The sequence below is a fragment of the Sphingobium sp. AntQ-1 genome (genome assembly GCF_028538045.1).
GTDB lineage: Bacteria > Pseudomonadota > Alphaproteobacteria > Sphingomonadales > Sphingomonadaceae > Sphingobium > Sphingobium cupriresistens.
Map to the genome: position 1 here is coordinate 1,214,730 of NZ_CP117158.1, position 23,108 is coordinate 1,237,837.

Below are 23,108 nucleotides of genomic sequence, written 5' to 3' on the forward strand. Positions count from 1 at the left end.
AATGGCGGTCAGGCCATCCGCACCTGCCCGACCAGCCATTCCCCCGCCAGAGCGGCCAGCATCGACAGGCCGGTGAGCGGGAAGAATATGCCCAGTCCCAGCATCAGCGCCGCGACCATGCGCCGGGCGGCGGGCGTGGAGGCAGGCGGCGGGTGCAGGCGGCCATGCTTGCGCCGCTTCCACCACAGGATCGGCGCGGTGACGCACAGCGCCAGCAGGCAGAGGCAGCCCGCCAGCATCAGCAGGCGATTGGCCTCGCCATATTGCTGGCCCTGATGGGCGGCGATGCCCCATTCGACCGCTTTCGCCCCCGGACCGAACATGCGCCAGTCGATATCCTGCGCCACCGCGCCGCTGGCCGCGTCGATGGTCAGGGCGCGGGCGTCGTCGGCGCGTTGCACCAGGCTCGCGACCAGATAGGGCGCGCCGGGATGGGACGGCAGGATGATCTGATAGCCATGACGCAGCCCGCGCATCGCGGCGATCCGGGCGACCGCATCGACACCAATGTCGCCAGGCGCGCCCGCCGCGCCGCCGCCTTCGCGCAGGGTCCAGGGGAGCGCGTCCCTGGCCGGGGCGGTCCAGGGGATGACCGCCATTTTCGGGCGGCCCCAGTCGTTGGCGGCGACGACGGCGCGCAATCCCCCGCCCCAGATGTCGGTCCAGGGCATCCCGGTCACCGCGAGGAACAGGATGACCCCGGCCGACAGGAAGCCCAGCGTGCCATGCAGGTCGCGCCAGAAGATCCGCCCCCCGACCCGGCCCCGGATCGCCAGCGCCCGCTGACCGCGCCGGGGCCAGCGCAGATAGACGCCGGTGACGCACAAGATGATCGCCCAGCCCGCGACGACCTCCACCAACCGGTTGCCGATCGGGCCGGTCAGCGCCAGGCTGTGCAGATCCTTGATCGTCTTCATGACGCCGCCGCGGTGGATCACGCCCAGAATATGGCCGTCAAATGCGTCAACGAGTTGGACAGTTGAATCGCCGTTTTCGGCTTTGGTCGTCACCCGCCAGCTTTCCGTCCGGGCGGCCGGGATCAGCAATTGGGTGACCGGATCGCCCGATATTCGTTGCGTTATCGTAATGATTTGCGAGGGCGGCAGGGTCCGCGCATCCGGCGGCGCGGCGATCCGCACCGGATAGAGCGCCGCCTCCAGCTCCGGCTTGTAGAGATAGAGCGCGCCAGTCACCGCCATCAGCGCCAATATAGGGAGCACGATCAGTCCGGCATAGAAATGCCAGCGCCACATCGCCCGGTAGAATGCGCCTCCCGCCATGGTTCCGCCCTCCATCAGAAGCGCGCGCGCACGCCGCCATAAATGGCGCGGCGTTCGATGGGATAGAAGGCGGCGCTGCCTTCGTCGGCGGTGGTGGCGGCATTGTCCGGCGTGTAGCGGACGAGCGCGCTGATATCGCCGATCGCGCGGCGGGCGGTCAGGTTGCGGGCGTCGAGGAACAGGGTCACGCCATCGCGTAGCTGCGCCTGCGCGCCCAGGTTCAACATCGCATAGCCGCCCACGCGCTTCGTATTGGCATAATCGACCCAGGCGCCCTGCGGCAGCCATTCGACCGCGGGCGAGACGGACAGGCGATCCGTGCCTAGCTGGAGTTCCGCACGATAGGCGTGGCGCGGGATCACCGGCAGGCGGTTGTCGCCGAACTGTGCGTCGTCGCGGAATCGGAAGTCGCTATATTGATAGACCTGCCGCAGGGTCGCCCAAGGCGCGAATGCCAGGTCCAGCCCCGCCTCCAACCCCTGGTGCCGGGTGCGATCGGCGTTGAAAGTGGCGGCGGGGATCGTGCCCGGCACCACGCTATATTGCAGCATCTCCCCCCTTATGTCGGCGCGGTAGAGGCTGATATCCCATCGGGCGATGCCCATCGCGCCGCGCGTGCCGACCTCCGCCGTCCACGCCTTTTGCAGGCCGACCGGGGTGAAGCCCGGCACGCCGCCGGCCGGCGTCTGGCTCAATTCGGCATAGCCCGGCATTTCGACCGAGCGGCTGACATTGGCATAGAATTGCAGGGTATCGGCGGGTTGATAGAGCAGGCCCAGTTTCGGCGCGAAGCTGTCGAAACTGGCCTTACCGCTGCGCGCGGGGGCGAAGCGATTGTCGATCTTGCGCTCGCCAAGGCTGTGGAGGCCGCCCGCGATCAGCCACAGGCCCGGCAAAGGCGCGACGCGCAACTCGCCATAGCTGTTGATGGTCTGCGCGCTGGGCCGCTGATAGGCGGTGGGCGCGCCGGACTTGCCGCCCAGATTGACGAACTGGCGCGACATGCCGTTGCCGAACCGCGCCTGGCTGCCCAGCGTCAGTTCCACCGGCAGGCGACCCAGATCGCCCGCCAGGTCGAGGCTGACGAAGCCACCCCATACCTGCGACCTCTGGTCGATCACCTGATAGATGGGATGGTCGAGTGATTTGGCATTGAAGAAGCCGCCGAAGGCCAGTTGGCCGTGCGCCAGATCGACCGTGGTGCGGTTCTGCAAGCGCATCGAATCGATGTTGCGCGCCTGATCGAGCACGACATTACCCTTGGCCGGATTGGTCAGTGCATCCTTCTCGCTTAGCGCGCCGGCGAGTTTCTGGCGGATCGTCTGGGCGCTGGCATAAAAGCGGGTTTCGATATGGTCGCTGAGTTTCAGCCCGATATTGCCGTTAAAACGCAGCGCCTTACGATCGCCATGGATGCGGTCGCTGTCGGATCGGTCGGCGGTCAGCGCGGCATAGGCGTCGCCATGATCGTCGGCATAGCCATAGGCGATCTTGCCGCGCAGCGTGTCGAAGCTGCCGCCGTCGATGCGGACTTCCGCGCCGGGCGTATTGCGGCCGGTCGGGGTCACCGCATTGATCGCCCCGCCCAGCGTCGACCCGCCGTAACGCAGCGCATTGCCGCCGCGATAGACCTCGATATGCTGGAAGACCTGCGGGTCCAGTTCCTGGAAATCGCCATTATCGTCGGCGCTATTGATCGGCACGCCATCCTGCAACAGCGTCAGCCCGCGCATATGATAGCCGCGCGACAGGCCCGACCCGCGGATCGATATCCGCACCTCCTGCCCGAAACGCGGCTGCGTATAGACGCCGGGCGAAAAGGCGAGCGCATCGCGCAGCGAGACGGCGAGTTTGTTTTCGAACGCTTCCGCCGCGATCACATCGACGCCGCCGGGGGTGCGCTGCAAGCGGGCGGCGGCGGCGTCGACAGCGGGACTGGCGGTGACGATGATGGCGCTGTGGTCGGCTTCGTCGGCGAAGGCCGGGGCGGCGGAGAGGGCAAGGATGAGGGCGCACAGCGGCAGGCTGCGCGTGGCGTGGGTGTGACGCATGGAACGACTTTCTGAGAACGGGCAATGCAGGATCGGCGCGCGGGCGCGACGATCAGGTCATGCCACTTCAGGACCGTTGATCAGGCGCTTCGCGAAGAGAGCCGCGCTTTTCGTCAAGAAAAGGACGGGGCTTCGACAGGCTCAGCCCGAACGGTGAGAGGTGGCGATAGCGTTCAGAAAGTCGTGGGCGGCCCTGATGAGGGCGGCGGCGGCGCGGCGAGGCGGGTGATGACGCCGGTCTTGAGCGCGAAGGCGATCGGGCCGAAGGCGATCTGCCAGGCCGGGAGCGGCAGATCTGCGGCGACGAGCGGCGGCACAACCGGTTGGACCGAGGCGGCGAAGGGGCAATGCTGCTGCCCGGTCATGCCATCGTCCGGCTGGCCTTGCTTGCCCGGCGCTTCCCCGCGCGGGACCACGACATTGACCGCGCCCTGCCCGGTGCAGAGCGTCACCACGACGCCCGTTGCGGTGCGCACCGGCATGAAGCCGGCGGGCGCGATCAACTGGATGGCGAGGACGAGGAGCGCCAGTGCGGCCAACAGCCCGCGCGCCCTTTCCGATTGTCTGATCGCCCCCATCATGGCGCTTCCCTAGCGGCGACGGAGCGTTCTGTCATCCGGTCAAAAGGTCCAACCTGTCCATTCACTCACCTTGACGTAAACGTAAAGCTCGATTACATCTTTCGGCATGAACAACCGCAGCAGCATCGCCGGCATCGAACTGCCCGACCATAGCGAACGGCAGAGCTACAGCATCACCGACCTGTCCGAAGAGTTCGGCGTGACCGCGCGCGCGCTGCGCTTCTATGAGGATGAGGGGCTGATCTCGCCGGAACGGCAGGGGCTGGCCCGCATCTACTCGCGGCGCGACCGCGCCCGGCTCGCCTGGATTTTGCGCGGCAAGCGCGTCGGTTTCAGCCTGACCGAAATCCGCGAGATGATCGATCTCTACGACGCCGACGAAGAGCATGAGGCCCAGCGTCGCGTCACCGTGGACAAATGCAAGGCGCGAATCGACCTTTTGACCCGGCAGAAAGAAGATATCGACGCCGCCATCGCCGAACTGGACGCCTTCGTCGCGACCATCGAACAGCGCTAATTCCCTCCCCTACCCTTCAATAAAAATATCGCAGGAGAAGATCATGCCCAGCTATGCCGCCCCCGTTCGCGACACCCGTTTCGTGCTGGACCATGTGGTCGGGCTGGACCGCTACGCCAATCTGCCCGGCTTCGAGAACGCCACCCCAGACCTGGTCGAGGCGATCCTGACCGAAGGCGGCAAGATGGCGTCCGAAGTGCTGTTTCCGCTGAATGCGGTGGGCGACAAGGAAGGCTGCACCCGGCATCCGGACGGCAGCGTGACGACGCCGACCGGCTTCAAGGCGGCGTTCGACCAGTTCGTCGCGGGCGGATGGACGACGATCCACGGCCCGGCGGAATTTGGCGGCCAGGGCCTGCCCAGCGTGCTGGCGACGGCGGTGGACGAATATGTGCTGTCGGCCAACCAGGCGTTTGAAATGTATCACGGCCTGACCGCCGGCGCGGTCGCGGCGCTGATCGCCAAGGGCAGCGCCGAATTGCAGCAACGCTACATTCCCAAGATGGTGTCGGGCGAATGGACCGGCACGATGAACCTGACCGAACCGCATTGCGGCACCGACCTGGGCCTCATCAAGACCAAGGCCGTGCCGCAGGCCGATGGCAGCTATAGCATCACCGGCACCAAGATTTTCATTTCGGCCGGCGAGCATGACCTGTCGGAAAATATCATCCATCTCGTCCTGGCCAAGACGCCCGACGCGCCCGAAGGCAGCAAGGGTATCTCGCTGTTCGTCGTGCCCAAATTCTTCGTCGGCGACGACGGATCGGTGGGGGATCGCAATGCGGTGTCGTGCGGGTCGATCGAACATAAGATGGGCATTCACGGCAACGCGACCTGCGTCATGAATTATGACGGCGCGACCGGATGGATCGTGGGCGAGGAGAATAAGGGTCTGGCCGCGATGTTCATCATGATGAACGCGGCGCGGCTGGGCGTGGGGCTACAGGGGCTGGGCCAGGCGGAGATCGCGTTCCAGAACGCCGTCCATTATGCGCGCGATCGCCGCCAGGGCCGTGCGCTGACCGGGCCGAAGGAGCCGGAGGAAAAGGCCGACACGCTGTTCGTCCATCCCGACGTGCGCCGGATGCTGATGGAGGCCAAGGCGATCACCGAAGGGCTGCGCGCCTTCATTCTGTGGGGCGCGTTGCAGGTCGACCTGTCGCACCATGCCGCCACCCCCGAAGAGCGGCAGAGCGCCGACGATCTCATCACCCTGCTGACCCCGGTGATCAAGGGCTATGGCACCGACAAGGGCTTCGACGTGGCGGTCGCCTGCCAGCAGGTGTTCGGCGGCCATGGCTATATCTGGGAAAATGGCGTGGAGCAGTATGTGCGCGACGCGCGCATCGCCCAGATTTACGAGGGCACCAACGGCGTGCAGGCGATGGACCTGGTCGGGCGCAAGCTGCCCATGAACGGCGGGCGCGCGCTCCAGGCGTTCCTGAAGATCGTGGCGGACGAAGTAGCCGACGCCAAGGGGCATGAGAAGCTGGGCAGCTTTGCCGAGGCGCTGGAAAAGGCGAGCGGCCAGTTGGGCGCGGCGACCATGTGGCTGATGCAGAATGCGATGAAGAACCCCGACCATGCCGGGGCGGGCGCGCATCATTATATGCACATCATGGGCATCGTCGCGACCGGCCTGATGTGGCTGCGCATGAGCAAGGCGGCGGTGACGCTGCTGGAAGCGGGCGAAGGGGACGCGCAGTATCTGGAAGCCAAGCTGGTGACGGCGCGCTTCTATGCGGAACGGATCATGCCCGATGCAGGGTCGCTGCGTCGCAAGATTGAGGGCGGCGCCGATGCGCTTATGGCGCTCGATCCAGACATGTTCCTGGCCGCCTGACCCGGCGCGACCAGTATCAGACGAAAAAAGGGCGGCCCATCGGTCGCCCTTTTTGCGTCAGGCTGCGAGCGGGATCGGGGTCACATCGTCCTCGACCGGCGTCTGCGCCTTGGCGAGGCCGGCCATATAGCGTTCGCCGATGACGACGTCACGGCGATAGGCGAAATAAAGCGACAGCAGGGAAAACATCGTGGAGCCTCGATTGATAGATTTTGCTGCGTTGCAACATCAAGGTTCATCTGGGCTTCCGGTCGCGCTTTCGCAAATGCAATGCGGGTCGAGGCGATTGCAGTTAATGTAAGTCGGCGTAGCGGGTTGGTCTGGTAGCGACCGAGGACGTGTCCCACTCCCGCTGGCGGGGGCATGGCCGTAAACCACCCATCCTCCCCTCCCCGTGCAACAACCGACCCTAGCCATCGTCCCCCGCCCCCGTTAGCATCCGCCCATGCCAGCCCCCGACATCGCCGCGCCTTCAGCGCCCTCCTCCGCCCGCACCCTGGGCCTGGCCGCCTGCATCGCGCTGGTCATGGGCAATATGATCGGGTCGGGCGTGTTCCTGCTGCCCGCGGCGCTCGCGCCGTTCGGCTGGGATGCGGTGGCGGGATGGGTGTTCACCATCGCTGGGTCGCTGGTGCTGGCCTTCGTCATCGCCCGGATGACCGTCGCCATGCCCGACGCCAATGCATCGCAGATGATCGCGCGCGCCTATGGCCCGCTGGCGGGCTTTGCGATCGGCTGGATCTACTGGTTGTCGATCATCATCACCAACGTCACCATCGCGGTGGCGGCGACCGCGAACCTGAGCAGCGTGCTGCCTGCGCTCGCTGCGCCGGGTATGGGCGCAATCTGCTCGATCGCCTTCCTCTGGGCGATGACCGGCATCAACCTGATCGGCGCGCGGGCGGCGGGCATGACGCAGATCGCCACCACCTGCGTCAAGCTGATCCCCATCATCGTCGTCATGGTGTTGCTGGTGCTGATCCTCTCCAGCGGCGAGGCGCAGGTCGCGCCCTTTCCCGCGCAAGGCCTGACCGGCGCGGGGATCACCGCGTCGGCGGCGTTGACGCTGTGGGCGTTGCTGGGGTTCGAATCCGCCAGCGTCGCGGCCGACAAGGTGCGCGATCCTGCGCGCACCATCCCGCGCGCGACATTGATCGGCACGGCGGGGACGGGGCTGATATACCTGCTGGTCTGTTCAGGCATCGCGCTCACGCTGCCAGCGGCGGAAACGCAGACCGGGTCGCCCTTCGCCGCGTTCGTCAGCCATTATTGGTCGGCGGGACCAGCGCGCTACATCGCGATCTTCGTGGTCGTCAGTTGCCTGGGCGCGCTCAATGGCTGGACTTTGCTTCAGGGCGAAGTACCTTTGGCGATGGCGCGGGCGGGCGAATTGCCGCGCTGGCTGGCTGGCACCGACGCCAAAGGGACGCCGGTGCGCGGGTTGATCCTGTCCACGACATTGGCCAGCCTGTTGCTGGTCGCCAATAGTTTGCAGGGGCTGGTGGCGCTGTTCACGGCGATGGCGCTGCTGGCGACATCGGCGACCTTGTGGCTCTATGTCGGGTGCGCGTTGGCGAGCCTGCGTTTCCGGCTGGTGGCGCCGGCGGCGGTCATCGGGCTTGGCTATGCGCTCTGGACGCTGTGGGGCGCGGGACTGGCGGCCAGCGGGTCGAGCGTCTTGCTGATGGCGGCCGGCCTGCCCTTCTACTGGTGGGCGCGGCGGGAACGACGGTCCTTGTAAGACATCCGTTCGGTTCGCGCTTGTCGAGACCCATTCTCGATACGCCTTCTCGACAGGCTCGAAGGCTACTCGAATCGAACGGCATCTTTTTTAAGGATCAATCCGCCCACAAATCCTTGAGTTTGGAGAAGAAGCCGCTGACCTGCGGACATTCCTCGCCGGTTTCGGTCTCGCGGAAGGCTTCAAGCAGTTCCTTCTGCTTCGCGGTCAGGCGGGTCGGCGTCTCGACGTCGATCTGGACGACCAGATCGCCCTGACCCCGGCCGTTCAGCACCGGCATACCGCCGCCACGCTGGCGAATCTGCTTGCCCGACTGAATGCCGCTGGGAATCTTGATCTCATGCCGCAGGCCGTCCAGGCCCGGCACTTCAATCGATCCCCCCAGCGCCGCCGTCGTGAAGCTGACCGGCGCGCGACAGAACAACGTCGTGCCGTCGCGTTCGAACAGGCCGTGCCGCTTCACATGCAGGAAGATATAGAGGTCACCCGCCGGTGCGCCGCGCGCGCCAGCCTCGCCCTCGCCCGACAGGCGAATGCGCGTGCCTTCGTCAACACCGGCCGGGATATTGACCGACAGACTTTTGGGCTTGTCCACCCGGCCTTCGCCCCGGCAGGAGCGGCACGGGCTTTCGATCACCTGACCTGCGCCATGGCAGGACGGACAGGTGCGTTCGACCACGAAAAAGCCCTGCTGCGCGCGGACCTGGCCATGGCCCTTGCACGTGCCGCAGCTCTTGACCCCGGTGCCGGGCTGCGCGCCCGATCCCTCGCAACTATCGCAGGCCGTGGACACCTCGATCTCGATCTCTGTCTTCTTGCCATGATAGGCTTCGTCCAGCGTGATCTCCATGTCGTAGCGCAGGTCCGCGCCGCGACGATTGGCCTGACGCCCGCCACCCTGCCCGCCAAAGCCGGACTGGCCGAAAATGGTTTCGAAAATATCGCCCAAGTCGGAAAAGCCGCCTGCGCCGCCGCCGTGAAAACCGCCGCCGCCGCCCTGCTGTTGCTGGGTGTAGGCCGCATGGCCGAACCGGTCATAGGCCGCGCGCTTTTGCGCATCTTTCAGGCAGTCGTAAGCCGCCGACACGGCCTTGAACTTCGCTTCGCTGTCGGTGCATCCCCCGGTCTTGTCCGGGTGATATTTCATCGCCATTTTGCGATAGGCGCTTTTGATGGCGCCTCCGTCAGCCGTGCGCTCGATTTCGAGCAACTCGTAATAATCAACTTCGGTCGTCATAGAGGCTCCCGCCCGCTTCGCCCGTCACCCCGGTTCGTACCGGCATGACGGGCGATGGGCATAGATTATGCCTTGTTGTTTTCGTCGACTTCCGAGAATTCGGCGTCAACGACATCATCGTCAGCCTTAGGCGCATCCGCACCCGGAGCAGCGGCCGAAGCCTGCTCCTTCTCGTAGATCGCCTGGCCCAGCTTCATCGCGACGGTCGCGAGTTCCTGCGCCTTGGCTTTCATCGCTTCGGGCTCGCCGCCCTCGATCGCCGCCTTGGTGTCGGCGATCGCGGTTTCGATCTCGCCCTTCAGGCTGGCGTCGACCTTGTCGCCATGTTCGGCCAGCTGCGCTTCGGTCGTGTGGACCAGGCTCTCGGCGTTGTTCTTCGCCTCGGCCGCCTCGCGACGCTTCTTGTCGTCCTCGGCGAAACGCTCGGCATCCTTGACCATCTGGTCGATGTCGGAATCGCTGAGGCCACCCGACGCCTGGATGCGGATCTGCTGTTCCTTGCCGGTGCCCTTGTCCTTGGCCGACACATTGACCAGACCGTTGGCGTCGATGTCGAACGTGACTTCGATCTGCGGCACGCCCCGCGGCGCCGGCGGGATGCCGAGCAGGTCGAACTGGCCCAGGATCTTGTTGTCCGCCGCCATTTCCCGCTCACCCTGGAACACGCGGATCGTCACCGCCTGCTGATTGTCGTCGGCGGTCGAATAGACCTGCGACTTTTTGGCGGGGATCGTCGTGTTGCGGTCGATCATACGGGTGAACACGCCACCGAGCGTCTCGATGCCCAGCGACAGCGGCGTCACATCGAGCAGCAGCACGTCCTTGACGTCGCCCTGCAACACGCCCGCCTGGATCGCCGCGCCCATGGCGACGACTTCGTCGGGGTTCACGCCGGTATGCGGTTCCTTGCCGAAGAACTCCTTCACGGCTTCGCGCACCTTGGGCATCCGGGTCATGCCGCCCACCAGCACCACTTCGCTGATCTCGCTCGCCGAAACGCCCGCGTCGGCCATCGCCTTCTTGCACGGTTCCATGGTCCGCTTGATGAGGTCGGCGACCATACGCTCCAGATCGGCGCGGGTGATCGTCTTGACCAGATGCTTGGGACCATTTTGGTCGGCGGTGATGAAAGGCAGGTTGACTTCGGTCGACTGGGCCGACGATAGTTCGATCTTCGCCTTTTCCGCGGCTTCCTTCAGACGCTGGAGGGCCAGCTTGTCCTTTGTCAGATCGATGCTCTCAGTCTTCTTGAAGTCGTCGGCCAGGAACTGCACCACCTTCGCGTCGAAATCCTCGCCGCCAAGGAAAGTGTCGCCATTGGTCGACTTCACTTCGAACACGCCGTCGCCGATCTCCAGGATCGAGATGTCGAACGTGCCGCCGCCAAGGTCATAGACCGCGATCGTCTTGCCGTCCTGCTTGTCCAGCCCGTATGCAAGGGCGGCCGCGGTCGGCTCGTTGATGATGCGCAGGACTTCGAGGCCCGCAATCTGGCCGGCGTCCTTGGTCGCCTGACGCTGGGCGTCGTTGAAATAAGCGGGAACGGTGATGACCGCCTGCGTGACCGTTTCGCCCAGATAGGACTCCGCGGTTTCCTTCATCTTCTGCAGGATGAACGCGCTGATCTGCGACGGGCTGTAATCCTCGCCACCGGCCTTGACCCAGGCGTCGCCATTCGGACCCTTGGCGATGTCATAGGGGACGAGTTCCATGTCCTTCTTGGTCATGGGATCGTCGAAGCGGCGGCCGATCAGGCGCTTCACCGCGAAAATCGTGTTGTCGCCATTGGTGACAGCCTGGCGCTTGGCCGGCTGACCGATCAGGCGCTCGCCATCCTTGGCGAAAGCGACGATCGAGGGCGTGGTGCGCGCACCTTCTGCATTTTCGATAACCTTGGGCTTGCCGCCGTCCATGACGGCGATGCAGCTGTTGGTGGTGCCAAGGTCGATACCGATTACTTTTGCCATTGTGTCCTCTTTGAACCCCAAATTCTATTCAGCGGTTGACGGCCCAATACCTCACATAAGCGCCAAGGCAAGGCCGGTTTGCAGGTGGGATATAGGCGCGCTTTCGCTTGGCACAAGAAGTTGTGACGATTACCTATGCGGGCGACCGGAAACGAGACAGTCATGGAGCATCCAATGCGCGCGCCCCTTATCCTCTTCGCCCTTGCCGCACCGATGCTGCTCAGTGCCTGCGGCGACCCCGCCCCCAGCTATATCGACCAGGCCTGGGTGCGGCTGTCGCCCAATAAGGACACGCCCTCGGCCGGCTATTTCGTCATCCATGGCGGCGACGCGGGCACGCAGCTGCGCGGCGTGCTGACCGACTATGCGCTCAAGGTCGAAATGCATGAGAGTATCGACAAGGACGGGATGATGACGATGCAGGCGGTCGACAAGGTCGATGTGCCGGCCAAGGCAACGGTCGCCTTCGCGCCTGGGGCTAAACATCTGATGCTGTGGGGCGTCAACGATACGGCGATCAGCCGGGGCAAGATGCAGCTCACCTTCCTGATGGGCAATGGCGACCGGCTGCTGGTGGACGCGGTGATCCGCAAGCCCGAAGCGGCGGGTGCGACCGCCGCCGCCAAGTCGGAGGGGCACGAGGGCCATTGACCAGCCGCGCGCTGACAACGCAGGAGGTTGCGCTGGCGCGCGGCATGTTCGGCGGGGCGATCGATTATAGTCGGGTGCGAGCGCATGAGCGCAAATGGTGGCCGCTCCAGCCCAAAGGGGTGACGATGGCGCCGGATGGCGACCTGTGGTTTCATCCTGACGGCGGGTTGTTCTGCGCGGATTTTTGCGACGGGCCGCTGCATTTGCAGGGGCATTTCATCCACGAAATGACCCATGTTTGGCAGGCGCAGCGTTCGGGAAAGTGGTGGCTGCCGCTGATGCGACATCCCTTCTGCCGCTATGGTTATGATGTGGTGCCGGGACGACCGTTCGACCGCTATGGCATAGAGCAGCAGGCGGAGATCGTGCGGCACGCCTTTCTGTTGCGGCGGGGTGTCGCGGTGGTGGGGAAACCGGGGCTAGAGGTTTATGAGGGGCTGCTGCCCTTTGGTTAAGACGGTTACCAATATTTGGTAGCATCGCGTCATGAGCAGCAAGACCACCTCCATCGCGCCGGGCGATCGCTTCCGCGAATTTGCCGCGCGCAAGGTCAGCGAAGGCCGTTACGGAAGATTTCGTTTCCGACGTCTTTTTGGCGGCTAAAAGACATGCCCGATGATGGGTCGGATCATCCGCATGGCCATGATAGCGTGGACATTGTGTGCGTATTCCATCAGCGGATGGATGCTGCCGCAAAGTTCTGATGCCTGATGCGATACAGAAAGGGCGGACCTTCCGGCCCGCCCTATTCCGCATTCACACCAGATCGCGGCCTTTAATATACGCGCGCCTTGGGCTTCACATATTCCGCTTCGTCGGTCATCGTATAGTCGTGGACCGGGCGATAATCGAGCGTCACCTTGCCGCCCGAACCGCCCCAGCCTTCGAACCAGCTGATGGTGTGCTTCATCCAGTTTTCGTCGTCGCGGTTGGGAAAATCCTCATGCGCGTGAGCGCCGCGCGATTCCTTGCGCGCTTCGGCGCCTTCCATCGTGCAGATCGCCTGGCACATCAGATTGTCCAGCTCCAGCGTCTCGATGAGGTCGGTGTTCCAGATCAGCGAGCGATCCGAAACCTTGACGTCCTGCAACCGCTTGTTGACCGCCTGCATCTGGATAACGCCTTCGGACAGAAGCGCGCTGTCGCGGAACACGGCGGCGTGCTTCTGCATGGTGCGCTGCATGTCCAGGCGGATGTCCGCCGTCGGCGTGCTGCCCTTGGCGTTTCGATAATGGTCGAGACGCGAGAGCGCCAGGTCCGCGGCATCGGCCGGCAGCGCCTTGTGCGGCGCGTTGGGCTTGAGATTGTCCTTGAGGAACAAGCCCGTAGCACGGCCGAACACGACTAGGTCGATGAGGCTGTTGGAGCCAAGGCGGTTGGCGCCATGGACCGACACGCAGGCCGCTTCGCCGACCGCGAACAGGCCTTTCACGATCACTTCGGGATCGTCGCCTACCTTGGTCACGACCTGACCATGATAATTGCAGGGGATGCCGCCCATATTATAATGGACGGTCGGCGTCACGGGCAGCGGCTGGCGGGTCAGGTCGACGCCCGCGAAAATCTTGCCGCTTTCGGTGATGCCCGGCAGGCGTTCGGCCAGCACCTTGGGATCGATATGGTCGAGGTGCAGGAAGATATGATCCTTATGCTCGCCCACGCCGCGCCCTTCGCGCATTTCCATCGCCATCGAGCGGGACACGACGTCGCGCGACGCCAGATCCTTGGCCGAGGGGGCATAGCGTTCCATGAAACGCTCGCCTTCGGAGTTGGTGAGGTAGCCACCCTCGCCGCGCGCGCCTTCGGTGATGAGCACGCCCGCGCCGTAGATGCCGGTCGGGTGGAACTGCACGAATTCCAGATCCTGAAGCGGCAGGCCCGCGCGCAGCACCATGCCGCCGCCGTCGCCGGTGCAGCTATGCGCCGAGGTGGCGGAAAAATAGGCGCGGCCATAGCCGCCCGTCGCCAGCACGACCGCATGGCTGCGGAAGCGATGGATTGAGCCATCCTCCATGCAGATGGCGATGACGCCGCGACATTCGCCATTTTCCATGATGAGGTCGATGGCGAAATATTCGATGTAAAAGTCCGCGTCATATTTCAGCGACTGCTGATAGAGCGCGTGCAGCATGGCGTGGCCGGTACGGTCGGCAGCGGCGCAGGTGCGCTGCACCGGCGGGCCGGCGCCCATATTCTGCATATGGCCGCCGAAGGGCCGCTGGTAGATGGTCCCGTCCTCGTTGCGGCTGAACGGCACGCCGGCATGTTCCAGTTCGATCACGGCCGCCGGCGCTTCGCGCACCATATATTCGATCGCGTCCTGGTCGCCCAGCCAGTCGGACCCCTTGACGGTGTCGTACATGTGCCAGGTCCAGTGGTCGGGACTGTTATTGCCCAGCGACGCGGCGATGCCGCCCTGCGCCGCGACGGTGTGGCTGCGTGTCGGGAACAGCTTGGTGATGCAGGCGGTCTTGAGGCCCGCCTCGGCGCTGCCCATGGTCGCGCGCAGGCCGGAGCCGCCCGCGCCCACGACAACCGTGTCGTAGGTGTGGTCGATGATCTTATAGGCTTCGGTCATGGCTTGACGACCCCAATGAAGGCGATCTTGGCGATCGCGAAGACGCCCGCGGCCGCGCCGCCAAAGGCATAGAAATTCAGGACGAGCATGGAGAAGAAGGCCAGACCCTTGTCATGGACATAATCCTCCAGCATCACCTGCATCCCCAGGCGCAGGTGCATGAAAATGCTGACGACCATCAGCATCAACGGCACCGCGACCACCGGGTTGGCGATCCAGCCGACGACGCTTTCATAATCCAGGCCGGGCAGGCTGAGCAGGCTGAACAGCAGCCACAGCGTCAGCAGCAGGTTGCCGACGGCGGTGTAGCGCTGCGCCAGCCAATGATGCGCGCCGTGACGGGCCGAGCCCAGGCCGCGGACGCGACCGATACCAGTACCGTTGCCCATCAGAGCGCCTTTCCGAAGATGGTGAGCCAGACGAGGCCGGTCACGAGCAGCGATGCGATGAAGGTCGCGATCGACCACAACTTGTTGTTCTTCAGTTCGTAACCCGCGCCCATGTCGAGCACGAAGTGCCGCAGGCCAGAGAAGAGATGCTGGAAGAAGAACCAGCTAAGGCCGATCATCACCAGATAGCCGATCGGCGAAGTGGCGCACTTCACGAAGGTCGCATAAGCCTCCGGCCCGGTAGCGGCGGCCATCAGCCACCAGATGAGGCCGAGTGCGCCGGCGGTGGCCAAGCCATTGCCCGTTACGCGGTGCATGATGGAGACGGCCATGGCCGGTCCCCATTTCCAGATCGTCAAATGCGGCGAGAGCGGCCGGCTGTTGGATCGCGCCATGTCTACCCTAGTCCCTGATACGTGTCCCTGAGTCCGCCCCCCTTAGGTGCGATACGCCAAGAGGGCAAGAAGCGGAAAGCGGGAGATTGCCGCTACCCCTTTGGCCAGGTCGGCCAGCCGGGCATATGGTCAGGCATAAGAAGTGATTAACCAACGCGCGCTAAAAGGACGAACACGCACCGATCACGTCATCAGCAGGGACCGTCCTTCATGCCGTCCAATCTTCCTTCCGCCGCCGCCACATCGGATTTTCTGGCGGAGGTCGATCCCACCGGCGACATCGCCCGCGCCGCGCGCGAAGTGGGCGAATTGATCGGCGACGATCTGGGCAGCGTCGGCGCCGCCTTCTTCACCAGTTATATGCGTGAAACGGGGCTTCAGGACCGGCTGGGCAGCGCCGTCATCGCGCGAATCGAGCGCGAAGCCGACACCTATGTCCGCGAAAAGCTGATGCATTTCGCCGAAGGGCGCTGGGCGCGGTCGGCTTCCGATTGCGTGCGCCACGCCCGCAAGCACGACGTGTCAGTGCGCGCGGTTCTGAGCGCCGTCGCCGCCGCCAACGAGCGCATCACCGACATCATCTGGGAACGCTGCCATGATGACGGGCCGCGTTGCCGCCGACTGCTGCGCATGATGTTGCAGATCGCGATGATCGATTCGGGTTTCATGAGCAATGTGCTGGCCACCGACCAGGCCGAAGCGCAGCGCGCCGAGCGCCAGCGTTACGGCACCCTGTTCGAACAGCGCATCGTGGGCGAGATCGACGGCGCGTCCAAACTGGGCGAATCGTTGCGCGAACAGGCCAAGGACGCCTCCGCCGCCACGCGGGGCATGTTGGGCAAGGCGTCCGAAGTCGCCGCCGCCGCCGAACAATCGGCGCTGGCCATGCGCGAGGCCGCCCGCACGTCGGCCGGTCTGATCCGCGCGATCGAGGACGCCCGCACCGAAGTCGAGAGCGCGGCCGAGGTCGCCCAGCGCGCATCCGCCCAGTCGGGTGACGCGGTGTCCATGTCCTCCACCCTGTCCGACCATGCCAAGTCGATCGAATCGATCCTGGGCCTGATCCGCGACATTGCAGGGCAAACCAACCTGCTCGCCCTGAACGCCACGATCGAGGCCGCCCGCGCCGGGGACGCCGGGCGCGGCTTCGCCGTCGTCGCGCAGGAAGTGAAAAGCCTGGCCAACCAGACCGCCCGCGCCACCGACGAGATCGCTGGCAAGATCGCCGACATCCAGGCGTCGACCCGCCAGTCGGTCGAAACCAACGAGCGTATCCGCGATACGGTGGGCGAGGTGCAAGCCAGCGCCGAACGCATCCGCCACGCCATGGATGCGCAGGCGCAGACCGTCACTATGATCACCGCCGCAGTCGATGAAACCGCGCTGGCCGCCGATTCGATGTCGACCACCATTTCGGCGATCCGCCAGGACACCGAAGTCGTGGCGTCGGAAATCGACCAGCTGGAACGCGGCTTCGTCAGCGTCGAGGGCAAGCTCGCCAGCCTGCGCCATGCCTCGTCCGATTTCGGCCGCCAGGTGGCCTGAGCGGCTCTCTCAAGCGCCTATCTCCGTTCGAAACGAACGGATGGCTTGTGCCACCCTGTAGCCCGTCTTCCCCTGCCCCGCCCGCTGGTCTAAAGGCGGCGGGATGAACGATGTCGCCAAGCCAGTCCAAAGCTGGAAAGTCACCCTGCCCTGCACCCGCGCCGAAGCGGAGGCGCTGGACGGGGACATCGCCGCCTTCACCATGATGGAGCAGCCGCCGGTGCTGATGACCAGCGAGGCGACGCCCGATGACGAGGATGCCTGGCGCCTAGACGCCTATTTCGAGGGCAAGCCCAGCGTGGCAGCGATCAAGCTGCTCAAGACGCTGGTGCCCAGCGCCAGCCGCGCCAAGCCCATTGTAGAGGCGCTGCCTGACGAGGATTGGGTGACGCTGAGCCAGCAGGGGCTGGAACCGGTGACCGCCGGCCGCTTCCATGTCCGCAACATCGCCACCGATCCCGAACTGCCCGACCATATCAATCTGCTGATCGAGGCAGGTCGCGCCTTCGGCACCGGACAGCATGAAACGACCGCGGGCTGCCTCGCCATGCTCGACCGGATGCGCCGGGTGGGGATGCGTTTTGCCCATGTCGCCGATATCGGCACTGGCACCGGCCTGCTCGCCTTCGCGGCGCTCAACCTGTGGCCCCGCGCCCATGCGATCGCGTCGGACATCGACGCCGTCGCGGTGGAGATCAGCGCCGACAATGCGCGCGCCAATGGCGTGGCGCTGGGCGACGGACCGGGTCGGCTGGCGCTGGTGACGGCGGCGGGCGGCAACCATCCCGCGCTGATCGGCCGGGCGCCCTATGACCTGCTGATCGCCAATATCCTGGCCGGGCCGCTGATCGAACTGGCGCCAACGCTGTGCGCCCTCGTCGAGGATGGCGGCACGATCGTCCTGGCGGGCCTGCTGAACGAACAGGCGGACGCGGTAATCGCGGCCTATCGCACGCAAGGGATGCGGCTCGCCGAACGCAGCGACCGGGGCGAATGGCCTACGCTGCGCCTGCGCAAGCGGCCCAGTATCGGCTGGAAGCGGCCCCGTCGCATCAATGCCGCCGCGCGCGGCGAAGCCCCCGGCTTCGGCAGCATCTGACCTTTAACGGAGGTATCGTCCATGAGCATCACCCGCACCGTCATCGTTCAGGACATGGCCGGCGACCCCTTCGAGCATGTCGCCGTCGCAGACGAAGCCGTCGGCCCGCGTCCCGGCATCCTGCTCTTCCCCAACATACTGGGCACGAAGGAGGCCGACTTCGCCTATGCCGAGAAGGTCGCGGCGCTCGGTTACGCCGTACTGGTCGCCGACGTCTTTGGCCAGGGCAAGCGCACCACCCGTGCCGACCCCGATGCCGGGCGCTACATGGCGCCGCTGAACGCCGACCGCGCCTTGCTGCGCGACCGGGTGAACGGCGCGCATGATGTGCTCAAGGGGCTGGCGGACGTCGATGCAGAGAGGACGGCGGCGATCGGCTTCTGCTTTGGCGGCAAATGCGTGCTCGATCTTGCTCGCTCCGGCGCGGACATTAGCGGCGGCGTCAGCTTCCATGGGGTCTATGACCCGGTGCCCTTCCCCAACGCGCCGATCACCGCCAAATTGCTGGTCTGCCACGGCTGGGACGGCCCGATCGCGCCGCCAGAGGCGACCGCGGGTCTGGCCCGCGAACTGACCGACGCAGGCTGCGACTGGCAGATTCACGCCTATGGCGGCACCGGCCACGCCTTCACCGACGAGGGCGTCAATATGCCGGAAAAGGGGCTGGCCTATAGCCCAAGCGCCGACCGGCGCAGCTTCCGCGCGATGACGGATTTCCTGGGCGACCTGTTCGGATAAAAGCCGAAAACAGGACTGTCTTAACGGGTCGGAATGCGCCGGGCGCTGGCGAGATGATGGGCGTGGGTGATCGCCACCGCCAGCGCATCGGATGCGTCCGGCCCCACGATCTTCGCGCCGGGCAGCAGGCGCGACACCATCGCATGGACCTGCTCCTTCGACGCATTGCCGACGCCAACCACTGATTTCTTGACGAGGCGCGCGGCATATTCGCCGACCTCCATGCCCGATCGCGCGGCATTGAGCAGAATTACGCCCCGCGCCTGCCCCAGCTTCAGCGTCGATTGCGGGTTCACATTGACGAACACTTCCTCGACCGCCGCGCCATCGGGCCGATGTTCGAGGATCAGGTCGGTCAGCGCCAGGTCGAGCGCCAGCAGTCGCGTGGACAGCGCCATGCTGCTGTCGGTCTTGATCTGGCCATTGCCGATATGGGTCAGCCGATTGCCATCCGCGGCGATCAGGCCCCAGCCGGTGGTGCCAAGGCCGGGGTCCAGGCCGAGCAGGATCATAAACTCTCTGAACTTAGCCCCTCCCCTTCAGGGGAGGGGTTGGGGTGGGGCCAGCGATCCGGCAGCGTTTCAAGCTGCGTCATGATCTGCACCAGAACGCCTTCGACATTCTCGGCAACATCCCGATTCGAGACGTGCAAAACAGCAACGCCCATACCGGTCAGTTCGGCGTCTCTGACAGCCATTTCGTCCACATCATGCGTGTCACCATCGACTTCGATCGCGAAGGCTCTGGCAGGGCAGAAGAAATCGACAATCCGATTGCCGATCACATGCTGACGACGGAATTTATAGCCAAGCTGAGACCGGGACAGGTGACGCCAGAGGATCACCTCAAAGGGTGTGGCGTCATGGCGCATATGCGCTGCATTTTTCAGCAATCGCGGGTCTTGCGCCATTCCCCACCCCAACCCCTCCCCTCAAGGGGACGGGCTATGTACGAGCATCTTAGCCCAGCTTCTCCATCACGTCGTCGGACACTTCATAATTGCCCCAGACGGTCTGGACGTCGTCGTCATCCTCCAGCGTGTCGACCAGCTTCATCAGCGTGGCCGCATTGGCCTCATCGACATCGACGGTGATCTGCGGCTTCCAGGCGAGCTTGGCGCTGTCGGCCGCGCCCAGCTTGGCTTCCAGCGCCTTGGCGACTTCGTGGAGCGCGTCCATCGCGGTCCAGATTTCATGCTCGTCCTCGTTGGACGACACATCCTCCGCGCCCGCTTCAAGCGCCGCTTCGAAAATCGCGTCGGCGTCCCCCGCGCTTGCCGGGTAGCTGATGAGGCCGACACGGTCGAAGCCATGGCTGACCGCGCCCGACGCGCCCAGATTGCCGCCATTCTTGGAAAAGGCCGTGCGGACATTGGTCGCGGTGCGGTTGCGATTGTCGGTCAGCGCCTCGACGATGATGGCGATACCGGCCGGGCCATAGCCCTCGTAACGCACTTCCTCGTAATTCTCGCCGCCCGCCGCGTTCGCCTTGTCAATGGCGCGCTGGATATTGTCCTTGGGCATCGACTGGGCCTTGGCGGCGTTGACCGCCAGGCGCAGGCGCGGGTTCATGTCCGGGTCGGGCATGCCCATCTTGGCCGCGACGGTGATTTCGCGGCTGAGCTTGGAGAACATCGACGAGCGCTTCTTGTCCTGCGCGCCCTTGCGATGCATGATGTTCTTGAATTTGGAATGGCCTGCCATGGTCCTGAATTCTTATCTGCCGGTTGACTGTGATGGGCGCCCTTACACCAACGGCCGCCCAAAGGGCAACCGCCAGCGCATCCTTCAGTCTCTGCCGGATGGGCGAGGGATCAGTAGAGGATCGCGGTGCCCGATGCCGACACCATCAGCATCGACCCGTTGGAGCCGATGACTTCATAGTCCAGATCGACGCCGACCACGGCATTGGCGCCCAGCGTCGCCGCGCGCGTGCGCATTTCGCCCAGCGCCTGATCGCGGGCGCGTTGCAGCACATCCTCATAAGCGCCCGATCGCCCGCCCACGATATCGCGGACGCTGGCGAACAGGTCGCGAAACAGGTTCGCGCCCACGATCACCTCGCCGGTGACGATGCCGAGATAGTCCTTCGCCGGCCGCCCTTCCAGACGGCTGGTGGTGCTGACGATGATCTCGGACATGGGCGTTTCTCCTTGATGATAAAAACTTATTCCATGCCCAGCGCGGACAGATAGGTCTGGAGGATCGCTTCCATCTCCTGCCGGTCATGCGGCTGCATCTTACGCAGACGGACGATCTGGCGCATGATTTTGGGGTCGTAACCGGTCGCCTTGGCTTCCAGATAGACATCCTTGATATCGTCGCCGATGCCCTTCTTTTCCTCTTCCAGGCGCTCGATGCGCTCGATCAGAAGGCGGAGTTGGTCGGCGGCGACATTGGGTTCTGTCATGGGGGAGTATCTCCGGTAGATGTGAATCGGTTGGAGGGCGTCCTAGTGATTGTCGGCGTTCTTCGCCACACTCTCTTTCATCCGCACGATCTGCTCAGGCGTCGCCTCGCCCTGATGCCGGTCCTTCCATTCCGCAAATGGCATCCCGTGAATGATCTCGCGCGCCTGATCGCGCGTCAGATCGCCGTCCGCCTCCGCGATCCAGTCGGCCAGGCAATTGCGGCAGAAGCCCGCCAGCCCCATCAGATCGATATTCTGGACGTCGGTGCGGTGCTGCAAATGCGCGACCAGGCGGCGGAAGGCGGTTGCGGCCACGGCATCTGTGACTATGGTGTCGGTCATCGGCGTGAGGAACCTTTCGCTGATCTACATCATCCTGTCGTGCAGCACGGATAACCCATAACGACGCACTGGCAAGGCCTACAAGGCCAAGCCGGGGACGATCATGACGGTCAGGAGAAACCATGACGAAGTTACCGCCCCGCTCGCGCAAGGTTCGCATCCTGGCGACCCTTGGTCCTGCGAGCGATACGTCCGAAATGATCCGGGCGCTGTTCATCGCCGGGGCTGACGCCTTCCGCATCAATATGAGCCATGGCGCGCATGAGGATCATGCCGCGCGCATCGCCATCATCCGCGCGCTGGAAAAGGAATTTCAGCGGCCAACGACGATCCTGGGCGACCTGCAGGGACCAAAGCTGCGCGTCGGCGCCTTCGAAAAGGGGCTGGCCATATTGGAGACGGGCGCCGCCTTCACCCTCGACCGGGACGAAACGCCCGGCAATGCCCGCCGCGTCAACCTGCCCCATCCCGAAATCTACGCCGCTCTGGTGCCCGAAACCCGGCTGCTGCTGGACGATGGCAAGCTGGTGCTGCGGGTGAAGGCGATTGGGCAAGACCGGATCGACACGATCGTCGAAGTCGGCGGCGCCCTGTCCAACCGCAAGGGCGTGAACGTGCCCGACGTGGTCGTGCCGGTGCCGGCGCTGACCGACAAAGATCGGCGCGACCTGAGCTTCGCCATGAGCCAAGGCTGCGACTGGATCGCGCTCAGCTTCGTCCAGCGGCCCGAAGATCTGGCCGAAGCGCGCAAGTTGATGGGCGGCTATGGCGCGCTGATGGCGAAGATCGAGAAGCCGTCGGCCGTGCAGCGACTGGAGGAGATCATCGAACTGGCCGACGGCGTGATGGTGGCGCGCGGCGACCTGGGCGTCGAACTGCCGCCCCAGTCGGTGCCGCCGCTGCAGAAGCAGATCGTCGCCACCGCGCGGCGCATGGGGCGGCCTGTGGTGGTTGCGACCCAGATGCTCGAATCGATGATCAAGTCCCCCTCCCCCACCCGCGCCGAAGTGTCGGACGTGGCGACCGCGGTCTATGACGGGGCGGATGCGATCATGCTGTCGGCGGAGACGGCGGCGGGCGACTGGCCGGTGGAGGCGGTGACGATGATGGACAGCATCGCCCACAGCGTCGAGCGCGATCCGGGCTATTTCGGCCGGCTCCATTATACCGAGACGAAGCCCGATCCGACCACCGCCGACGCGCTGGCCGAAGCGGCGGGGAACATCGTCGCGGTCGTGGGGGCCAGCGCCATCACCTGCTTCACTTCATCGGGCAGCACTGTGCGCCGCGTGGCGCGCGAACGGCCCGATGCGCCGATCCTGGCGCTGACGCCGCGCACCGACACTGCGCGCAAGCTGGGCCTGACCTGGGGCGTCCACGCCATCCGCACCAAGGATATCGGCACGTTCGAGGAAATGATCGGCAAGGCGCGGCGCATGGCGCTGCGCCATGGCATGACCGAAAAGGGCGGCAAGATCGTGGTGCTGGCCGGCGTCCCGTTCGGCACGCCGGGATCGACCAATGTGCTCCACGTCACGGCGATTCGCGGTGACGAGTTGAAGGGCCGCGACGAGGGTTGAGCGCAGCGCGCCCCGACAACACCCTCCGTTCGCTTCGAACGAAGTCGGGAAGCGGGTAACGCTATCCCTGCGTGTCTCGACTTCGCTCGAAACGAACGGCGATGGGTAACAGGAGTCCGATTCGGGCGAATCACCCACCCCATGCCAACGCGGAAAGGCGCC

General features: G+C 64.8%; 24 protein-coding genes. 9 read left to right on the plus strand and 15 right to left on the minus strand.

Going from position 1 to position 23,108, the window contains the following annotated elements; all coding sequences use genetic code 11:
* Positions 1 to 8: 8 nt before the first annotated feature.
* The 3 genes from sphantq_RS05975 to sphantq_RS05985 all read right to left on the minus strand — a co-directional run bounded on the left by sphantq_RS05975 (position 9) and on the right by sphantq_RS05985 (position 3,912).
* Positions 9 to 1,280 carry a PepSY-associated TM helix domain-containing protein gene (locus tag sphantq_RS05975; RefSeq protein WP_272799828.1) on the minus strand — a complete coding sequence of 424 codons (1,272 nt, stop codon included), beginning with the start codon at positions 1,278 to 1,280 and terminating at the stop codon, positions 9 to 11.
* 14 nt (positions 1,281 to 1,294) lie between these two features.
* The gene (locus sphantq_RS05980) at positions 1,295 to 3,331 is read right to left on the minus strand and encodes a TonB-dependent receptor family protein (protein WP_272799829.1); all 2,037 of its coding nucleotides are present in this window, start codon (positions 3,329 to 3,331) and stop codon (positions 1,295 to 1,297) included.
* 173 nt (positions 3,332 to 3,504) lie between these two features.
* Positions 3,505 to 3,912 (minus strand): DUF2946 family protein, encoded by a 408-nt coding sequence (locus sphantq_RS05985; RefSeq protein WP_272799830.1) that lies wholly within the window; start codon positions 3,910 to 3,912, stop codon positions 3,505 to 3,507.
* Positions 3,913 to 4,018: 106 nt separating this feature from the next.
* Between sphantq_RS05985 and sphantq_RS05990 the strand changes: the two genes are divergently transcribed.
* Both sphantq_RS05990 and sphantq_RS05995 read left to right on the plus strand, forming a co-directional pair.
* Positions 4,019 to 4,429, plus strand: coding sequence for a MerR family transcriptional regulator (locus tag sphantq_RS05990; RefSeq protein ID WP_066604422.1), 411 nt, complete (start codon positions 4,019 to 4,021; stop codon positions 4,427 to 4,429).
* Positions 4,430 to 4,472: 43 nt separating this feature from the next.
* On the plus strand, positions 4,473 to 6,275 hold the full coding sequence (locus sphantq_RS05995) for an acyl-CoA dehydrogenase C-terminal domain-containing protein (RefSeq protein ID WP_272799831.1): 1,803 nt from the start codon (positions 4,473 to 4,475) through the stop codon (positions 6,273 to 6,275).
* Positions 6,276 to 6,332: 57 nt separating this feature from the next.
* Here sphantq_RS05995 and sphantq_RS06000 read toward each other — a convergent pair whose 3' ends face one another.
* Positions 6,333 to 6,464 (minus strand): hypothetical protein, encoded by a 132-nt coding sequence (locus tag sphantq_RS06000; RefSeq protein ID WP_269076438.1) that lies wholly within the window; start codon positions 6,462 to 6,464, stop codon positions 6,333 to 6,335.
* Positions 6,465 to 6,720: 256 nt separating this feature from the next.
* Here sphantq_RS06000 and sphantq_RS06005 point away from each other — a divergent pair, with 256 nt between their 5' ends.
* A complete protein-coding gene (locus sphantq_RS06005; protein ID WP_272799832.1) occupies positions 6,721 to 8,016 on the plus strand; it encodes an amino acid permease in 1,296 nt (431 codons plus the stop codon).
* A 97-nt stretch (positions 8,017 to 8,113) separates the two neighbouring features.
* Here the strand turns inward: sphantq_RS06005 and dnaJ are convergent, their stop codons facing one another.
* Together dnaJ and dnaK are read right to left on the minus strand one after the other, a co-directional pair.
* Positions 8,114 to 9,253: a molecular chaperone DnaJ gene (gene dnaJ, locus sphantq_RS06010; RefSeq protein ID WP_272799833.1), complete on the minus strand. Its 1,140-nt coding sequence runs from the start codon at positions 9,251 to 9,253 to the stop codon at positions 8,114 to 8,116.
* Between the two features lie 65 nt (positions 9,254 to 9,318).
* Positions 9,319 to 11,220, minus strand: coding sequence for a molecular chaperone DnaK (gene dnaK, locus sphantq_RS06015; RefSeq protein WP_066604431.1), 1,902 nt, complete (start codon positions 11,218 to 11,220; stop codon positions 9,319 to 9,321).
* 174 nt (positions 11,221 to 11,394) lie between these two features.
* Between dnaK and sphantq_RS06020 the strand changes: the two genes are divergently transcribed.
* Positions 11,395 to 11,871 carry a copper chaperone PCu(A)C gene (locus sphantq_RS06020; RefSeq protein WP_272799834.1) on the plus strand — a complete coding sequence of 159 codons (477 nt, stop codon included), beginning with the start codon at positions 11,395 to 11,397 and terminating at the stop codon, positions 11,869 to 11,871.
* Complete coding sequence (locus sphantq_RS06025) at positions 11,868 to 12,326, plus strand: vgr related protein (protein WP_066604434.1); 459 nt, start codon at positions 11,868 to 11,870, stop codon at positions 12,324 to 12,326. The genes sphantq_RS06020 and sphantq_RS06025 overlap by 4 nt, the downstream gene beginning before the upstream one ends.
* Before the next feature lie 320 nt (positions 12,327 to 12,646).
* On the opposite strand, the gene sdhA is transcribed toward sphantq_RS06025, so the two are convergent.
* The 3 genes from sdhA to sdhC are packed head-to-tail and all read right to left on the minus strand — an operon-like array spanning position 12,647 to position 15,233.
* A complete protein-coding gene (gene sdhA, locus sphantq_RS06030; RefSeq protein ID WP_066604435.1) occupies positions 12,647 to 14,449 on the minus strand; it encodes a succinate dehydrogenase flavoprotein subunit in 1,803 nt (600 codons plus the stop codon).
* Complete coding sequence (gene sdhD, locus sphantq_RS06035) at positions 14,446 to 14,838, minus strand: succinate dehydrogenase, hydrophobic membrane anchor protein (protein WP_066604441.1); 393 nt, start codon at positions 14,836 to 14,838, stop codon at positions 14,446 to 14,448. The genes sdhA and sdhD overlap by 4 nt, the downstream gene beginning before the upstream one ends.
* Positions 14,838 to 15,233, minus strand: coding sequence for a succinate dehydrogenase, cytochrome b556 subunit (gene sdhC / locus sphantq_RS06040; RefSeq protein WP_066604444.1), 396 nt, complete (start codon positions 15,231 to 15,233; stop codon positions 14,838 to 14,840). The genes sdhD and sdhC overlap by 1 nt, the downstream gene beginning before the upstream one ends.
* A gap of 210 nt (positions 15,234 to 15,443) precedes the next feature.
* Between sdhC and sphantq_RS06045 the strand changes: the two genes are divergently transcribed.
* The 3 genes from sphantq_RS06045 to sphantq_RS06055 all read left to right on the plus strand — a co-directional run bounded on the left by sphantq_RS06045 (position 15,444) and on the right by sphantq_RS06055 (position 18,615).
* The gene (locus tag sphantq_RS06045) at positions 15,444 to 16,778 is read left to right on the plus strand and encodes a methyl-accepting chemotaxis protein (RefSeq protein WP_066604446.1); all 1,335 of its coding nucleotides are present in this window, start codon (positions 15,444 to 15,446) and stop codon (positions 16,776 to 16,778) included.
* A gap of 103 nt (positions 16,779 to 16,881) precedes the next feature.
* The gene (locus tag sphantq_RS06050) at positions 16,882 to 17,877 is read left to right on the plus strand and encodes a 50S ribosomal protein L11 methyltransferase (RefSeq protein WP_066604452.1); all 996 of its coding nucleotides are present in this window, start codon (positions 16,882 to 16,884) and stop codon (positions 17,875 to 17,877) included.
* Between the two features lie 21 nt (positions 17,878 to 17,898).
* Positions 17,899 to 18,615, plus strand: a complete 717-nt coding sequence (locus sphantq_RS06055; RefSeq protein ID WP_272799835.1) for a dienelactone hydrolase family protein — start codon at positions 17,899 to 17,901, stop codon at positions 18,613 to 18,615.
* Positions 18,616 to 18,635: 20 nt separating this feature from the next.
* Here the strand turns inward: sphantq_RS06055 and ruvC are convergent, their stop codons facing one another.
* From ruvC to sphantq_RS06085, 6 genes are all read right to left on the minus strand, one after another.
* A complete protein-coding gene (gene ruvC, locus sphantq_RS06060; protein WP_066604456.1) occupies positions 18,636 to 19,127 on the minus strand; it encodes a crossover junction endodeoxyribonuclease RuvC in 492 nt (163 codons plus the stop codon).
* The gene (locus sphantq_RS06065) at positions 19,124 to 19,525 is read right to left on the minus strand and encodes an endonuclease domain-containing protein (RefSeq protein WP_082679083.1); all 402 of its coding nucleotides are present in this window, start codon (positions 19,523 to 19,525) and stop codon (positions 19,124 to 19,126) included. The genes ruvC and sphantq_RS06065 overlap by 4 nt, the downstream gene beginning before the upstream one ends.
* 49 nt (positions 19,526 to 19,574) lie before the next feature.
* Positions 19,575 to 20,318 (minus strand): YebC/PmpR family DNA-binding transcriptional regulator, encoded by a 744-nt coding sequence (locus tag sphantq_RS06070; protein WP_066604461.1) that lies wholly within the window; start codon positions 20,316 to 20,318, stop codon positions 19,575 to 19,577.
* Positions 20,319 to 20,428: 110 nt separating this feature from the next.
* Positions 20,429 to 20,755, minus strand: a complete 327-nt coding sequence (locus tag sphantq_RS06075) for a heavy metal-binding domain-containing protein (RefSeq protein ID WP_201785498.1) — start codon at positions 20,753 to 20,755, stop codon at positions 20,429 to 20,431.
* A 26-nt stretch (positions 20,756 to 20,781) separates the two neighbouring features.
* Positions 20,782 to 21,024: a DUF2312 domain-containing protein gene (locus sphantq_RS06080; protein ID WP_006956223.1), complete on the minus strand. Its 243-nt coding sequence runs from the start codon at positions 21,022 to 21,024 to the stop codon at positions 20,782 to 20,784.
* Between the two features lie 42 nt (positions 21,025 to 21,066).
* The gene (locus sphantq_RS06085; RefSeq protein WP_129925885.1) at positions 21,067 to 21,366 is read right to left on the minus strand and encodes a DUF1244 domain-containing protein; all 300 of its coding nucleotides are present in this window, start codon (positions 21,364 to 21,366) and stop codon (positions 21,067 to 21,069) included.
* Between the two features lie 122 nt (positions 21,367 to 21,488).
* Between sphantq_RS06085 and pyk the strand changes: the two genes are divergently transcribed.
* Positions 21,489 to 22,946 (plus strand): pyruvate kinase, encoded by a 1,458-nt coding sequence (gene pyk, locus sphantq_RS06090; protein ID WP_272799836.1) that lies wholly within the window; start codon positions 21,489 to 21,491, stop codon positions 22,944 to 22,946.
* The last annotated feature ends 162 nt before the right edge of the window (positions 22,947 to 23,108 follow it).

Excerpts from the sequence above, each read along its gene's own strand:
- sphantq_RS05975 (WP_272799828.1), bottom strand. The coding sequence starts at position 1,280 with ATGGCGGGAGGCGCATTCTACCGGGCGATGTGGCGCTGGCATTTCTAT.
- sphantq_RS05980 (WP_272799829.1), bottom strand. The coding sequence starts at position 3,331 with ATGCGTCACACCCACGCCACGCGCAGCCTGCCGCTGTGCGCCCTCATC.
- sphantq_RS05985 (WP_272799830.1), bottom strand. The coding sequence starts at position 3,912 with ATGATGGGGGCGATCAGACAATCGGAAAGGGCGCGCGGGCTGTTGGCC.
- sphantq_RS05990 (WP_066604422.1), top strand. The coding sequence starts at position 4,019 with ATGAACAACCGCAGCAGCATCGCCGGCATCGAACTGCCCGACCATAGC.
- sphantq_RS05995 (WP_272799831.1), top strand. The coding sequence starts at position 4,473 with ATGCCCAGCTATGCCGCCCCCGTTCGCGACACCCGTTTCGTGCTGGAC.
- sphantq_RS06000 (WP_269076438.1), bottom strand. The coding sequence starts at position 6,464 with ATGTTTTCCCTGCTGTCGCTTTATTTCGCCTATCGCCGTGACGTCGTC.
- sphantq_RS06005 (WP_272799832.1), top strand. The coding sequence starts at position 6,721 with ATGCCAGCCCCCGACATCGCCGCGCCTTCAGCGCCCTCCTCCGCCCGC.
- dnaJ (WP_272799833.1), bottom strand. The coding sequence starts at position 9,253 with ATGACGACCGAAGTTGATTATTACGAGTTGCTCGAAATCGAGCGCACG.
- dnaK (WP_066604431.1), bottom strand. The coding sequence starts at position 11,220 with ATGGCAAAAGTAATCGGTATCGACCTTGGCACCACCAACAGCTGCATC.
- sphantq_RS06020 (WP_272799834.1), top strand. The coding sequence starts at position 11,395 with ATGCGCGCGCCCCTTATCCTCTTCGCCCTTGCCGCACCGATGCTGCTC.
- sdhA (WP_066604435.1), bottom strand. The coding sequence starts at position 14,449 with ATGACCGAAGCCTATAAGATCATCGACCACACCTACGACACGGTTGTC.
- sdhD (WP_066604441.1), bottom strand. The coding sequence starts at position 14,838 with ATGGGCAACGGTACTGGTATCGGTCGCGTCCGCGGCCTGGGCTCGGCC.
- sdhC (WP_066604444.1), bottom strand. The coding sequence starts at position 15,233 with ATGGCGCGATCCAACAGCCGGCCGCTCTCGCCGCATTTGACGATCTGG.
- sphantq_RS06045 (WP_066604446.1), top strand. The coding sequence starts at position 15,444 with ATGCCGTCCAATCTTCCTTCCGCCGCCGCCACATCGGATTTTCTGGCG.
- sphantq_RS06050 (WP_066604452.1), top strand. The coding sequence starts at position 16,882 with ATGAACGATGTCGCCAAGCCAGTCCAAAGCTGGAAAGTCACCCTGCCC.
- sphantq_RS06055 (WP_272799835.1), top strand. The coding sequence starts at position 17,899 with ATGAGCATCACCCGCACCGTCATCGTTCAGGACATGGCCGGCGACCCC.
- ruvC (WP_066604456.1), bottom strand. The coding sequence starts at position 19,127 with ATGATCCTGCTCGGCCTGGACCCCGGCCTTGGCACCACCGGCTGGGGC.
- sphantq_RS06065 (WP_082679083.1), bottom strand. The coding sequence starts at position 19,525 with ATGGCGCAAGACCCGCGATTGCTGAAAAATGCAGCGCATATGCGCCAT.
- sphantq_RS06070 (WP_066604461.1), bottom strand. The coding sequence starts at position 20,318 with ATGGCAGGCCATTCCAAATTCAAGAACATCATGCATCGCAAGGGCGCG.
- sphantq_RS06075 (WP_201785498.1), bottom strand. The coding sequence starts at position 20,755 with ATGTCCGAGATCATCGTCAGCACCACCAGCCGTCTGGAAGGGCGGCCG.
- sphantq_RS06080 (WP_006956223.1), bottom strand. The coding sequence starts at position 21,024 with ATGACAGAACCCAATGTCGCCGCCGACCAACTCCGCCTTCTGATCGAG.
- sphantq_RS06085 (WP_129925885.1), bottom strand. The coding sequence starts at position 21,366 with ATGACCGACACCATAGTCACAGATGCCGTGGCCGCAACCGCCTTCCGC.
- pyk (WP_272799836.1), top strand. The coding sequence starts at position 21,489 with ATGACGAAGTTACCGCCCCGCTCGCGCAAGGTTCGCATCCTGGCGACC.